Consider the following 14,422-nt stretch of genomic DNA (forward strand, 5'->3'; position numbering starts at 1 on the left):
GGCGATGCCTGGCCAGGCCGTGCGCGTCGCCCGATTGAAAGCTATCAATATGTGCGCGCTGAAAAAGCCTGATTCTAGGAGCTGGAACGCTCCCGCGTAACCGGCAAAGCTACCTGAATGACGAGAGGCAGTCCAGCCGGGAGGGTCTGGCACTTTGCCACAACTCAAGGCATGCTAGCCGCCCTCCGGGCGTCCGGCTTATAGTGCACGTCGCGCCAGTCCAGCCAAACCGCAGGATTACAGTTTGTCCAATGTCACTCCGCCCCTGATCCCCCGTGCGCCGACTGTCGCGCCTGGCGCCCCCCTGCGCGGAACCTTAAAGGGTGCGCTGGCGACACTCGTGCTGATGCTGCTCGCCCTGCTGTTCTGGCAACTGCTGGATCAGCTGCATGAAACCCAGAAAAACCAGCGTCAGTACACCATCGACTACACCGCCGATCTGGCCGCGCAAGTCAGTCTGAACATGTCGCTCAACGCGCAGATCGCCCTCAACCTGCTACCGATCGTCGAACAGCCACAAAGCGCCGACGAACAGCAGGAGTTGCTTCGCAAACTGCAAAAATCCCTGCCCGACCTGCTCAGCCTCGCGTTGTTGAGTCCCTCCGGCAAAATCCTCACGGACAGCGCCGCCGACAGCGAGGACGCCGACTACCTCTCCGAGCTGGTCCGTCACAGCCGACGCCAGGCCCACTATTTCAGCAACGCCGATAACGGCTCGATGGTGCACCTGCTGCTGCATCAGGCCAGCGGCAGCACTCGTGGCTACTGGGCCCTGCGCCTGAAACCGACCTTTTTCTCGTCACTGACCAAACAGAACGAAACCGGAATCCGCCCACTGTGGCTGGTGGAAAACCGTTTCAATCACCAGGTCATCAGCCGCGATGAATCGCAGCCCCTGGCCAAGCCGGGCGAACTGACCGAAGACGATGTGGCCAACAGCGTGCTGACGGTTCCGCTGAGCAGCAGCGACTGGCAATTGCGCGGTTTGTTCGATCGCAAGCGCGTGATTGAAGAACTGTTGCCGGCGTTCATCGGCAAATGCCTGTTGGGACTGGCGCTCTCCCTGCTGCCGCTGATTGCCCTGCTGAACATGCGCCGCCGTCAGCGCCAGGTGACTGAAGGTCGTCGACGCTACAAGGATATTTTCGAAGGTACCGGCGTGGCGCTGTGTGTCCTGGACGTGTCGGGACTCAAGCCTGCGCTCGACAAAGCCCGGTTGCACAACAGCGAACAACTGCGCGGCTGGCTGGAATCAGCGGAACAACGGCATCAATTGCTGCAGGAACTGCGCATCACCGAGGTCAACCAGGTTGCCCTGCAACTGCTCAACGTCAACACCTGCGAACACGCCTGGAAATTGCTGATCGAGGGCAACCCGCTGGAAGGCACCGCCATCGGCAATCAAGTGCTCGACGCGATGATCAACCAGCAGAAACAGCTTGAGCTGGAGATAAAACTCCCGGACGCCACTGGCCGTGACCAGCACCTGTGGCTGGTGCTGCGCCTGCCGGAAAACCAGGACGACTATAAAGCGGTGATCCTGAGCATCAGCGACATCACCAGCCGCAAACTCATCGAACTGTCGCTGCTCGAGCGTGAAGGCTTCTGGTCCGATGTGGTGCGCACGGTGCCGGATCACCTCTACGTGCAGGACGTGATCAGCCAGCGCATGATCTTCAGCAACCACCACCTGGGCCAGACACTCGGCTACAACCGCACCGAGCTGCACCAGATGGGCGAGTACTTCTGGGAAATCCTTCTGCACCCCGAAGATGCCGACCACTACCATCGTTCACGCCAGACCCAGCGTCACGCGGGCTACACCCAATTGCTGCAATGCCAGCTGCGCTTCCGTCACCGGGACGGCAACTGGCGGCGCTTCGACATTCGTGAGCAGGCGCTGGCGCGGGACAAGCATGACCAGGTCACGCGGATCATCGGTGTGGCCAAGGACATCACCGAACAGATCGAGGCCAGCGAGTCCCTGCGCGACAGCGAGCAGCGTTACCGGATGCTCGCCGAAAGCATCAGCGACGTGATCTTCTCCACCGACAGCAGGCTCTCGCTCAACTACGTCAGCCCGTCGGTGCAGGCCGTGCTGGGTTACGACACCGACTGGATCTTCCAGAACGGCTGGCAGACGACCATTGCCAACCCTCAGCAATTGTCCGGCATTTACAGCCTGATGGACCGCGTCAGCAAAGCGCTGGATAAACCCGACCAACTGGCGCTGCTGCGCAGTCAGGTGCAAACCCAGCTGTTCCTGTTCGATTGCCTGCGGGCCGACGGGCGCAAGATTCCGATCGAGCTGCGTCTGGTGCTGGTCTGGGATGAACACGGCGCCTTCGAAGGCGTGCTCGGTGTCGGTCGCGACATCAGCCAGCAGCGCCGCGCCGAAAAAGACCTGCGCATGGCGGCCACGGTATTCGAACACTCGACCTCGGCGATCCTGATCACCGACCCGGCGGGCTACATCGTCCAGGCCAACGAAGCGTTCAGTCGCGTGAGCGGTTATGCGGTGGAGCAAGTGCTCGACCAGTTGCCGAACATGCTGACCGTCGACGAGCAGCAGGAAGCGCATCTGCGCTATGTGCTCAAGCAACTGAATCAGCACAGCACCTGGGAAGGCGAAGTCTGGCTCAAGCGCCGCAATGGCGAGCATTACCCGGCGTGGGTCGGCATCACGGCGGTGCTCGACGACGAAGGTGACCTGGCCAGTTACGTGTGCTTCTTCAGCGACATCAGCGAGCGCAAGGCCAGCGAACAACGGATTCACCGTCTCGCCTATTACGACGCCCTGACCCACTTGCCCAACCGCACGCTGTTCCAGGATCGCCTGCACACCGCGCTGCAATCGGCGGAACGGCAGAAGTCCTGGGTGGTGCTGATGTTCCTCGACCTGGACCGTTTCAAACCGATCAACGACTCCCTGGGCCACGCCGCCGGCGATCGCATGCTCAAGGAAATGGCCACGCGCCTGCTCGGTTGCGTCGATGACGACGACACCGTGGCACGCATGGGCGGCGACGAATTCACCTTGCTGCTGCAACCGCGCATCAACCGGGAAATCGCTCTGAACCGGGCGATTCACGTGGCGGAGCAGATCCTCGCCAGCCTGGTGAAACCGTTCGTGCTCGAAGGCCGCGAGTTTTTCGTCACCGCCAGTATCGGCATCGCCCTGAGTCCGCAGGACGGTAACGAACTCAGTCAGTTGATGAAGAACGCCGACACCGCGATGTACCACGCCAAGGAGCGCGGCAAGAACAACTTCCAGTTCTATCAGGCGGACATGAACGCCAGCGCCCTGGAGCGCCTGGAGCTGGAAAGCGACTTGCGCCACGCCCTGGAGCAAAACGAATTCGTTCTGTACTACCAGCCGCAATTCAGCGGCGACGGCAAACGCCTGACCGGCGCCGAAGCCTTGCTGCGCTGGCGTCATCCGCGCCGTGGCCTGGTACCGCCTGGGGATTTCATTCCGGTGCTCGAAGAGCTGGGTCTCGTGGTGGACGTCGGCGACTGGGTGATCAGCGAGGCGTGCCGTCAGCTCAAGACCTGGCATCAGGCCAAGGTGCGGGTGCCGAAGGTGTCGGTGAACATTTCCGCACGACAGTTCTCCGACGGCCAGCTCGGCACGCGGATCGCCACCATCCTCAAGGAAACCGGCCTGCCGCCGGCATGCCTTGAGCTGGAACTGACCGAAAGTATCCTGATGCGCGAAGTCAGCGAGGCGATGCAGATTCTGGCCGGGCTGAAGAACCTCGGGCTGAGTATTGCGGTCGACGACTTCGGCACCGGTTATTCGTCGCTCAACTACCTCAAGCAGTTCCCGATCGACGTGCTGAAAATCGACCGGACCTTTGTCGACGGATTGCCGTCAGGCGAGCAGGATGCGCAGATTGCCCGAGCGATCATCGCCATGGCGCACAGCCTCAATCTGGCGGTGATTGCTGAAGGCGTGGAAACCCATGAGCAGCTCGACTTCCTGCGTGAGCATGGTTGCGACGAGGTTCAGGGGTATCTGTTCGGGCGTCCGATGCCGGCGGGGCGATTTGAAGCGCAGTTCAGTAATGATGCGTTGTTCATGTTCGACTGAAATTTGTAGTGCTGCAGATGGCCCCTTCGCGGGCAAGCCCGCTCCCACAGGGGATCGCATTCCAACTGTAGGAGCCGGCTTGCTGGCGATGAGGCCTGCACAATCACCGCCAATCCCCGCATGAACACCACTTGTCTGCGACATGATGTCCTTTCATATGCCATCTAAAACCCATTGGGTTAGAATGCCCCCCTTTTCTGCCCCCGATCCTTGAGGACCGCCATGTTCAGCCGTGATTTGACTATTGCCAAGTACGACGCCGATCTCTTTGCCGCCATGGAGCAAGAAGCTCAGCGCCAGGAAGAGCACATTGAGCTGATCGCTTCGGAAAACTACACCAGCCCTGCGGTGATGGAAGCTCAAGGCTCGGTACTGACCAACAAATACGCCGAAGGCTACCCGGGCAAGCGCTACTACGGTGGTTGCGAGTTCGTCGATATCGTTGAGCAACTGGCCATCGACCGCGCCAAAGAACTGTTCGGCGCCGATTACGCCAACGTTCAGCCGCACGCCGGCTCACAAGCCAACAGCGCCGTTTACCTGGCCCTGCTGCAAGCGGGCGACACCATCCTGGGCATGAGCCTGGCTCACGGTGGTCACCTGACCCACGGTGCCAGCGTTTCCTCCTCCGGCAAGCTGTACAACGCCATTCAGTACGGCATCGACGGAAATGGCCTGATCGACTACGACGAAGTCGAGCGCCTGGCCGTTGAGCACAAGCCGAAAATGATCGTGGCCGGTTTCTCTGCCTACTCGCAGATCCTGGATTTCCCGCGCTTCCGCGAAATCGCTGACAAGGTTGGCGCCTACCTGTTCGTCGACATGGCCCACGTGGCCGGTCTGGTCGCCGCTGGCGTCTACCCGAACCCGGTACCATTCGCTGACGTCGTGACCACCACCACTCACAAGACCCTGCGCGGTCCACGTGGCGGTTTGATCCTGGCTCGCGCCAACGCCGACATCGAGAAGAAGCTGAACTCCGCGGTATTCCCGGGCGCCCAGGGTGGCCCGCTGGAGCACGTGATCGCTGCTAAAGCGATCTGCTTCAAGGAAGCGCTGCAGCCTGAGTTCAAGGCTTACCAGCAACAAGTGGTGAAAAACGCCCAGGCCATGGCCAGCGTATTCATCGAGCGCGGTTTCGACGTGGTTTCCGGCGGTACTGAAAACCACCTGTTCCTGCTGTCGCTGATCAAGCAGGAAATCTCCGGTAAAGACGCTGACGCCGCTCTGGGCAAAGCATTCATCACCGTGAACAAGAACTCCGTGCCAAACGATCCACGCTCCCCGTTCGTCACCTCCGGCCTGCGCTTCGGCACTCCGGCTGTGACCACTCGCGGCTTCAAGGAAGCAGAGTGCAAAGAACTGGCCGGCTGGATCTGCGACATCCTGGCTGATCTGAACAACGAAGCGGTGATCGACGCCGTTCGTGAGAAGGTCAAAGCCATCTGCAAGAAGCTGCCGGTGTACGGTGCTTAAACAGCCCTGTTAAACCGCAGTTAAAAAAAACCGGCACGTGTGCCGGTTTTTTTTCGTCTACCAGAAAGTACATCGCCCTCCATTAAACGTCAGACCTTATAGACAGTTATCGCCCATATAAACTTTGAAACAACAACACAGCACTCAACCAACAACTTACCTGCTAGTGTATTTAAACGAAAGCCGTAAAACTTACAACACTTGCAAACCCCTGAGCCACTTTTCCAGCTCAAGGACAACAGACCCTATAAATATTTATTACATTACATGGAAGTAAAACAGACAATGAGCAACCCAGATCCGCAACAATCGTTCACCGCGACACTCAAAATCAACGACAAAGCTGTATCGACAGCACAAAAGATACTGCAAAAAAAGATAGACGACCCGCGAACCAGCGAAGAACTACGTCAGCTCCACCAGGAAGAGCTCAAAAGCACGCACAACCTCATTACATTCAGCGATTATTCGATGAATCCCGAGGAGTCGTTTTTCTTTGCTTATATCAATGGTGTCTACATCATCAAGATTAAAGGCAGGGATGGAAACTACAGAGACACATTAAGTATGGAAGGATCGCTGCGTAACTGGACTGTACATGACGGCGGGGCGCCTACTTTTTTCCGTCTCAAGAATGCTAACGGCAAAAGCCTTAAAATGACTGACCTGTCAGAATCAAATGAACATGAGTTTTTACTGTATAGCGGTCCTCAGGAACGACCTGTTTGCACTTACGGCGATGAGCCAGGCTTGCAAGTGATTACTGACTATCCCAACCGGGGCGGAGAACTTGCGACCTTCAAGATCAACATCACTACACGATACACTCCCAATGGCCATTGATCGTATCCAGCCGGACTCCGTTGTTTATGATCAGTAGCGGTTTAATCGCAGACCGCGACTGAATCAATCCATAAGACAGCAAAAAAAACCGACCAATGATGGCCGGTTTTTTTGCAGTACCTGCGCAGGTCAGTCAGTCGATCGCGCGAAGTCGAGCGCTAACACATCCGGCAAACCGGCATCCACGGCGTGCAACAGAGCCTGACCGACGCCCGTGATCCCGAGCATCATGCCCAGGTCGGGAATGGTGTGTTCATCCAGAAAATCTTCATTGAAGAAATTATGAGCCACTTGGGAGAGCGCACACTTTACCTTTGCGATGCCCTGCTCATTGTTTGTGTCGCGATAGAACTTCAGCAAGCACATCAAATTGCCGAAATCACCATGACACAGGCTGTACCCGGAACCGAGGCTTTGCTCCCAGAGATGGCGTTCGCATCGCTCGGCATCCTGCTCGAGTTCAGCGTGGGTGGCGGCGCCCAGCGCTTCACTCATCGTCTGCGTCAACCCGCTTCGGGAAAGGAGAATACCGCCGTCGCCATGGCACCACTTTGTCGCGCACGCAGATTGTGCGTTTTCCCTCAGATCAAGCCAGAAACCATCGACCGTGAGGCGGTTTTCTGCCTGCAACCACTGGGTGATCAACTCTGCGAGCAACGGATCTTTCGTGACGCTCCAAGCCTTGCCCATTGCCTGCAATACCCCGGAAATACCATGAGAAAAGCCCGTCCACAGCGGTTTACCCGTTGAGTGGAGCCACAATGTTCCGTTGTCCAGTGTCAGTGCCGATTGAATGGCATGCGAGAGCTTTTCAATCAGGGAGCGCACTCCTTCACGTTCTTCGAGCTGATAGAGATTCACCAGAACGGTCAGGGCGCCACACCAACCTTGAATGAAATCGAATTCATCGCCTTCACGTGGAAAGTCCATCAGTTTCAACAACAGTTCTTCGACGGTTGCCTGATAGGTCTTGCGGCCAGTTATCAACTCATAATTGACCAGCACGTAGAGGTAGGATGTCAGACCGAAATACGCACTGACTGCCAGCTTGTTTGGAAAATGCTCTCGGGATTGATTGATCGTAAGCAGGATTCGCTCGGCCTCATCCCGGTAATGCGTCGCTCCACTGACCCGGAACAGACTCAGGTAGAAAATCGCCAGCCCCCCATTCCGTTGTACAAACTATTGCCCATGTGCGTTATGAAATTGCGTCTGGTGTGTGGATGCGTATCCATGAACGTCCAGCCAACATCGCCGTCCTCGCCTTCCATTCGGCATTTTTCAATGATTTCGGCAATGCGCATGGCGCCGTCGAGGTACTGCGCGCGGCCAAGATCGGGCACAGCTACAAGATGATGGCTTCGATTAAGTGGTTCGCTGGCTCCGGGCAACAGACACGCCTGCAGTATCTGAATCTGGAACGCCTTGTCTTTGGGCGACAGCATTTCCAACTTGCGCCGGCAACTCTCAAAGGGGCGTTCAATCGGCAAAAGAGCAACGGTCTGTCCGTGGGCGTTGAGCAAATGGTCAGACAGCAAGGATTGAGTGAAACAAGGAAAATTGGCCTTCTTCAGCTCATTGATCTCGTGCCTGGGAATGTCGTATTCATTAAGCGTATCGCCGATATCGGACCACAAGGTCGCCAACAGCAAGTCATGCTTCAGCTGACATTGGGTAAACCGGGGGTGAGTCATCATTGCGATAAAGTCAGCGTAGCGCTGGGTACTTTTGATCAGTACCCGGGACTTCAACCCTTGGGCATGCCTTTCCAGTAATTCGAGAATGGCATCTCGACGCTTGACGATTTCATCGTAACCAAGCTCGAAACCGGAGAAAAATGCGTCTCTGTAATCAGTGACCGAACGCGTCTCGCCTGCAAAAACGGGCAGGTGCCGCATCATCGGGCGGTTGTCGACTTCATGCGGCTTCAAGCAATAAAACCCATCCTCAAGCACAAGCATTTTTCTGATGGCGACGAACTGCCGCTGCCGACTCAAGCCACTTTGGTCATTCTCCGAGCGTGCAGAATTAGGCACAAAACCTGTTGTAAACACCGACTGGCTGTTGAGCTTGATGACCTTGAAAAGCGCCCGGCCATGAGGCACATCAACCTTTAAATCAACCATGGCCGGAGTGAACAGGCACTCCAGATCGATCATTACCGGACTGCTGCCACAGGCGATGATATTTTCATAATGGAAGTCGATGCCGTTCAAGGCGTGGATCACTGCCACCTGTGCCCCAAGACGCTGAAAAAAGAGCGGTAAGTCGCTATCCGCTGCACACGGGACGTTTTCTATTTTTTCAATCCAGCAATGATCATCCAAAGAAACCATCAGAGGCGCGTAGACGGCGAAGCAGCTGTTGCCCGTCTCCGTGCGCAATTGCTCGAGCAAAGCACTGTAAAACAACGCTTCACGATTGTTTCTTGGCTTGAAAATCAGTTCATGACTACCAACCCGCACGCAACAGACGGTTTCGCCGTTGGCATGAGCATCTCCTAGCCCCAGGGAGATCGCCCTAACACGCCTGTCGGACAAGGCAAAAGTGCTCTTGAGCTGTTGAAAGTCCTCGGCAAAACATGTGAGGATTTTGTACAGGTACGCCGACGTATCTTCGATCCGTTCTACCAGCAACCGCGTCAGCACCGGATACGATGCCAGGAAATGTGCCAGCCCCTCGCCTGCCAGTTCCTGATCAAAAGTGTCCAGATCCAGATCAGCGCCGTCAGCTAACCGGCTATTCAGATGATGAACCAGCGATTTCTCTGCCAGACTTTTAACCAGTAAAGTCAAATGAGAGCGAATGGCAGGCAGAAACACTTCCACATCAATCCATTCACACATGTCTTTGTATTTAAGATCACTTTCAAAAACATGTTTCAATAAATCATACCAACGAGCATAAAATTTGCCGAACACGACTTTTTCGGCATCACTCTTCAGCAGCAATGAAAGAATCTTTTCAACTTGCGCTTCGAACGCGCCACTTATTGGTGCATCTTTTTCTTTGCCAGAAGACAATGTATCTCGATATTCTTCCAGCAACGTCTTACGATCGACACCAAAGTAATACCGAACAGCTTTATCATCATTGTGTAAAACATCGATCATTTTGCTCAGTGCGTCATATTCTTGCGCCTTTGCTGCGTTCATGATGTTCACTCGACATTCAGAAGACAGGCAAACCTGACTCTTGTTGGGAAACAAGGCGGGCCAGAGCCCGCCTTGAATTATTACGGGAGGCAGCAGCCGAGTGCGGTGCATGACAGGGTCGAGCAACTCAGAGTAGTGTCACAACCTACTTCAGCTGCAACAATAGCGTTACCAGAACTCACATAAGACTGGAAATCCGCACCAAACTCACCGGACAGATCCAAAATTAGCTCTTGCATGTAGTATCTCCTGATAAAATAATTATTCGCCTTAGGTGGCGAAAATCGAAATTACCATCTACTAGCCACAATCATCTCTCTTTAAATGAAACGAAATGCTTACAACCTTCTTACTGACCGAGCCCCCACCACAACCACAATAAACAACTTAGATATCCACCCTCTTAACACCTTGTAAAACTCAGACGCGCTGCCAGCCGTCCAAGCCAATAAAACCTGTCCCTGGATTACTTTCCTGATATTACAAAAACCTGAATTGGTAATCGCTTGGTGCCATAACACCTGGCTCAATCAAAACGTTGGAACGTTCAGCTTAATATCCATTTACAACCTTATGCCCATGAACACTCATCACCGCCCATTTTTGACGCCGACTGTTGACGATATTCCTGTGAGCGTTGCATCGGTCCTTGGTCACCATCGCTGAAAAACCCAATTCCGCTGGCCAACCACTGGTCAGACCGGTCATGCCAATTTCTCGATTTCCTCTTGTATTCCCAAAAAATCCCAGCGTAGACTGCGCCTGCACTGGACATACCGGTAAGACCACAATAATTAAGTCCTGAATCCGATGCGCCCCGCGCACGGCAGCCAGGACACCGACCAGGATTCCTCCCATGCTCAGATGGTGCTCGCGTTCAATCTTCCTTCAAGTGGTTCTCGGACTGGTGCTCGGCATCGTCTGCGGGCTGACCCTTCCCGAATATTCCGCCCAGCTCAAACCGCTCGGTGACGGCTTCATCAAGCTGATCAAGATGCTCATTGGTCTGATCGTGTTCTGCGTGGTGGTCAGCGGCATCAGCGGTGCCGGCGACCTGAAGAAGGTCGGGCGGATCGGCCTGAAATCGGTGATCTACTTTGAAATCCTGACCACCATCGCCCTGGTGATTGGCCTGGTGTTAGCGTTCACCACCGGTATCGGCAGCGGCGCGAACATTCATCTGGAGCAGCTTTCCGCTGCCGACATGGGCGACATCGCCCAGCGCGGCCAGCACATGCAAACCACCTCCCAGTTCCTGATGAACCTGATACCGACCTCGGTCATCGGCGCCTTCGCGGAGAACAACATTCTGCAAGTGCTGCTGTTTTCAGTGCTGTTCGGCAGTGCACTCAACCTGGTGGGCGAAGCAGCGTCAGGCATTTCCCGACTGATCAATGAACTGAGCCACGTGATCTTCCGCATCATGGGCATGATCGTGCGTCTGGCGCCGATCGGTGTGTTCGGCGCAATTGCCTTCACTACCAGCAAATATGGCCTGGACTCGCTGCAGCACCTGGGCAGCCTGGTCGGCCTGTTTTATCTGACCTGTGTGGCGTTTGTGACATTGATTCTCGGCCTGGTGATGCGCCTTTCGGGCCTGAAGATGTGGCCCTTGCTCAAATACCTGCGCGAAGAATTGCTGATCGTCATGGGCACCGCCTCGTCCGATGCCGTGCTGCCTCAAATCATGCGCAAGCTCGAGCACCTGGGCATTGGCAGTTCGACGGTGGGTCTGGTGATTCCAACCGGGTACTCGTTCAATCTCGACGGTTTTTCGATCTACCTGACCCTTGCCATCGTCTTCATCGCCAATGCCACCGGCACGCCGCTGGCCATGACCGATTTGCTGACGATTCTGCTGGTGTCATTGATCACGTCCAAAGGCGCCCACGGGATTCCCGGCTCGGCGCTGGTGATTCTGGCGGCGACGCTGACCGCGATTCCGGCGATTCCGGTGGTCGGCCTGGTGCTGGTGTTGGCGGTGGACTGGTTCATGGGCATCGGTCGGGCGCTGACCAATTTGATTGGTAACTGCGTCGCCACCGTGGCCATCGCGCGCTGGGAAAAAGACATCGATATCCAACGGGCGAACAAAGTACTTTCCGGTCAGGTCGGTTATACCTTCCAGCCGAGAAAACCGGTTGCCCCGGCGCATCAGCAGGAATTTTAAACAACGTGTGCCTGCCTGCGGGCAGGCACATTTATCGCGACTTGGAGCGAACAGTGATTACCTCGTCAACCGTCGTCAATTCAGTGGTAGAAAAACTCCGGGCCGCCTTGGCCCGTGGCCAGTGGCGCTCCGGCGAGATGTTGCCGGGCCAGCGTGAACTGGCCGAACAACTGGGCATCAGCCGCCCGAGCCTGCGCGAAGCGGTGATCGTGCTGGAAACCCTCGGGCTGGTGCGTTCAATGCCGGGCAAAGGCGTGGTGGTGCTGGACGCCAATCTCAGCGACAGCCAAAGCCACGACAGTGCGGTGGCCGGTGCAAGCCTGGAAGACGTGCTGCAACTGCGCTACACCCTTGAGCCGTTTATCGTCGGTCTGGTTGCGCAGTCCATCAGCAGCAAGGAAGTCGGGCAACTGCGCCTGACCCTCATGGACATGCGCGAAGCCCTGGAGGCCAACGACAGCGAGGCCGGCGTAAACGCCTACATCGCCTTCCACGAAGAGCTGTTTACCCTGACCTCGAACCCGATCTTCCAGAGCGTGGTACAGCAGACGAGCAATGCCCTCAAGCAAAGCGCCGAAGTGCTGCGCAACTCCCCCGAGCATCTGGCTGAGCGTCTGGAAGAGAACGAGGCCGTGGTGCGCGCGATTCGCAGTAAGAACAGCGCCCAGGCCAGTGCCGAAATGCGCCGCCATATCCTTCGCGAAGGAAAGCGGATGGGCATCGAATTGAATATTCCGGACGACAACCTCGGCAGTTGAAACCTATTGAAACCGGAGACAAGCCATGAACAGCTTCGCCTCACCGCACACTCTTGTCGCCCTGCCCTTTTCTCCGCCGGCGGATGATCTCTACTCGCGAGTCTTCGACGCCATTCTCGAGCAACGCATCCATGGGACCAGCCGTTTCACTGAAGAAAGCCTGGCGCAGATGTTCGGCGTTCGACGCAGTGACATTCGTGGCGTGTTGACGCAACTGTCCCATCAGCAAGTCATCGTGCTGCGCACTCACCATCGCCCCCGCGTCGCCGTGCTCGACAGCGAGCAGATTCGGCAGACGCTGCATGCCCGGCGACTGACTGAGACCACCGTCGTGAGGCTGGCCTGTCAGCAGCCCCATCCTCAGCATCTGAAACACTTGCGCAACTTGATCGATAGCGAGCGCCTGTGCACGGCGCGTGGCGCGGCGACTCGGCTGGCCGGGGAGTTTCATCTGCAGTTGGCTGAAATGGCGGGGAATGTACCGTTGGCGCATTTTTTGGACAGCCTGGTGCCGCTGACTTCGCTGGCGATTGCGCAATTTGATGTGCAGGTGGAGGGTTATTGTGATTGGCAGAATCACGAGAAAATTGTGAATGCGGTGGAGCGCGGGGATGCAGTGACCGCCGAGGATTTGCTCAGTCAGCATTTGGATCAATTGGAGGCAGTTTTACTGAACTCACAACCGATGTCCCGCCAAAATCGTATTGCTGGTTAGATCGTCTTCGCGAGCAAGCCCGCTCCCACATTCGACCGCATTCCCCCTGGAGGAACTCGGTTAAATGTGGGAGCGGGCTTGCTCGCGAAGGCGGCATCGAGCTCGCTGAAGATGTCAGGCCTTACTCCGCCGCCACCCGCGCGAACCCCTCGCGAATCTTGTCTTCCGGCAAATCATCGGCAATAAACACGATCACGCTTTCCCGCGCCTCGCCGTCCGCCCATTCCGTATCCCAATCGAATCCGTACAGCTTCAGCACACCCTGAAACACCATGCGCCGCGGTTCGCCAAGGATGTTCAGCACGCCTTTGTAGCGCAGCAGTTGCTTGCCATGATCTTCCAGCAGTTCGTTCATGAACTCGCTGAGCCTGTCGATATCCAGCGGCTTGTCAGTGCGCAGCACCAGGCTGGAAATGCGGTCGATGGAAGGCGCCTTGCTGACCGGGCGCAAACTCACACCGCCACCGAGGTCGGCATTGAGGTTGAAACCACGCACGTCGAGCAATTCGGCCAGGTCGATCTTGCCGTGGTCAACCACGCGGATGGGCGCGCGACGGTTGATCCGGGTCAGGCGTTCGCTTAGCGCGGTGAAAGCAGGCTCTTCCACCAGATCGCGCTTGCTCACCAGCAGGCGGTCGGCAAAACCGATCTGCGCCTGGGCGATGGTTTGGGTCAGATGAGTGTCGGCATGTGCCGCGTCGACCAAGGTGATGATGCCGTCGAGGATGTAACGCTCTCGCAGTTCTTCGTCGATGAAAAAGGTTTGCGCCACAGGGGCCGGATCGGCCAGGCCGGTGCACTCGATCACCAGACGGTCGAAGGCGATTTCGCCGCTGTCCAGGCGTTCGAGCAGCAGGTACAGCGCCTTTGTAAGGTCGGTGTGGATCGTGCAGCAGACGCAGCCGTTGGACAGCGTCATCACTTGCACCGGCTCATCACCCAACAGTTGGGTGTCGATGCCGGCGTCGCTGAATTCGTTTTCGATCACGGCGATTTTCAGGCCGTGCTCGGCTTTGAGCAGGTGGCGCAACAGCGTGGTCTTGCCAGCGCCAAGGAAGCCGCTGAGGATCGTGACGGGAATGGGAGAGGACAACTGGAGTCTCCTGTTTCACAAAATGAGAAATCAACACAAAACAAATGTGGGAGCGGGCTCGCTCGCGAAGAGGTCGTGTCAGTCGACATTAATGTTGAATGACACACCGCTTTCGCAAG

General features: G+C 56.4%; 9 protein-coding genes. 6 read left to right on the top strand and 3 right to left on the bottom strand.

Going from position 1 to position 14,422, the window contains the following annotated elements; translation table 11 throughout:
* The first annotated feature begins 244 nt into the window (after nucleotides 1-244).
* The 3 genes from FBY04_RS18370 (at nucleotide 245) to FBY04_RS18380 (ending at nucleotide 6,412) form a co-directional block, all read left to right on the top strand.
* Complete coding sequence (locus FBY04_RS18370) at nucleotides 245-4,093, top strand: bifunctional diguanylate cyclase/phosphodiesterase (RefSeq protein WP_145316052.1); 3,849 nt, start codon at nucleotides 245-247, stop codon at nucleotides 4,091-4,093.
* A gap of 222 nt (nucleotides 4,094-4,315) precedes the next feature.
* Nucleotides 4,316-5,569, top strand: coding sequence for a serine hydroxymethyltransferase (glyA, locus tag FBY04_RS18375; RefSeq protein ID WP_084319525.1), 1,254 nt, complete (start codon nucleotides 4,316-4,318; stop codon nucleotides 5,567-5,569).
* Nucleotides 5,570-5,854: 285 nt separating this feature from the next.
* Complete coding sequence (locus tag FBY04_RS18380; protein WP_145316055.1) at nucleotides 5,855-6,412, top strand: hypothetical protein; 558 nt, start codon at nucleotides 5,855-5,857, stop codon at nucleotides 6,410-6,412.
* A gap of 129 nt (nucleotides 6,413-6,541) precedes the next feature.
* Here FBY04_RS18380 and FBY04_RS18385 read toward each other — a convergent pair whose 3' ends face one another.
* Entirely contained in the window at nucleotides 6,542-7,573 is a 1,032-nt protein-coding gene (locus tag FBY04_RS18385) for a lanthionine synthetase LanC family protein (protein ID WP_145316057.1), read from the bottom strand.
* A complete protein-coding gene (gene lanM / locus FBY04_RS18390; protein WP_178118291.1) occupies nucleotides 7,555-9,567 on the bottom strand; it encodes a type 2 lanthipeptide synthetase LanM in 2,013 nt (670 codons plus the stop codon). The genes FBY04_RS18385 and lanM overlap by 19 nt, the downstream gene beginning before the upstream one ends.
* An 856-nt stretch (nucleotides 9,568-10,423) precedes the next feature.
* Between lanM and FBY04_RS18400 the strand changes: the two genes are divergently transcribed.
* The 3 genes from FBY04_RS18400 to FBY04_RS18410 are packed head-to-tail and all read left to right on the top strand — an operon-like array spanning nucleotide 10,424 to nucleotide 13,210.
* Entirely contained in the window at nucleotides 10,424-11,737 is a 1,314-nt protein-coding gene (locus FBY04_RS18400) for a C4-dicarboxylate transporter DctA (protein ID WP_084319533.1), read from the top strand.
* Nucleotides 11,738-11,790: 53 nt separating this feature from the next.
* Nucleotides 11,791-12,495 (top strand): FadR/GntR family transcriptional regulator, encoded by a 705-nt coding sequence (locus tag FBY04_RS18405; RefSeq protein WP_084319536.1) that lies wholly within the window; start codon nucleotides 11,791-11,793, stop codon nucleotides 12,493-12,495.
* A 25-nt stretch (nucleotides 12,496-12,520) separates the two neighbouring features.
* Nucleotides 12,521-13,210, top strand: coding sequence for a GntR family transcriptional regulator (locus tag FBY04_RS18410; RefSeq protein WP_145316063.1), 690 nt, complete (start codon nucleotides 12,521-12,523; stop codon nucleotides 13,208-13,210).
* Nucleotides 13,211-13,331: 121 nt separating this feature from the next.
* On the opposite strand, the gene yjiA is transcribed toward FBY04_RS18410, so the two are convergent.
* Nucleotides 13,332-14,303 carry a GTPase gene (gene yjiA, locus FBY04_RS18415; RefSeq protein ID WP_145316065.1) on the bottom strand — a complete coding sequence of 324 codons (972 nt, stop codon included), beginning with the start codon at nucleotides 14,301-14,303 and terminating at the stop codon, nucleotides 13,332-13,334.
* Nucleotides 14,304-14,422: the final 119 nt, after the last annotated feature.

It is taken from the genome of Pseudomonas sp. SJZ080 (assembly GCF_007828295.1).
Classification (GTDB): domain Bacteria; phylum Pseudomonadota; class Gammaproteobacteria; order Pseudomonadales; family Pseudomonadaceae; genus Aquipseudomonas; species Aquipseudomonas migulae_A.

Bases quoted from the DNA above. Each gene is read 5' to 3' on its own strand.
- lanM (WP_178118291.1), bottom strand. From the start codon at position 9,567: ATGAACGCAGCAAAGGCGCAAGAATATGACGCACTGAGCAAAATGATC.
- FBY04_RS18380 (WP_145316055.1), top strand. From the start codon at position 5,855: ATGAGCAACCCAGATCCGCAACAATCGTTCACCGCGACACTCAAAATC.
- glyA (WP_084319525.1), top strand. From the start codon at position 4,316: ATGTTCAGCCGTGATTTGACTATTGCCAAGTACGACGCCGATCTCTTT.
- FBY04_RS18410 (WP_145316063.1), top strand. From the start codon at position 12,521: ATGAACAGCTTCGCCTCACCGCACACTCTTGTCGCCCTGCCCTTTTCT.
- FBY04_RS18400 (WP_084319533.1), top strand. From the start codon at position 10,424: ATGCTCAGATGGTGCTCGCGTTCAATCTTCCTTCAAGTGGTTCTCGGA.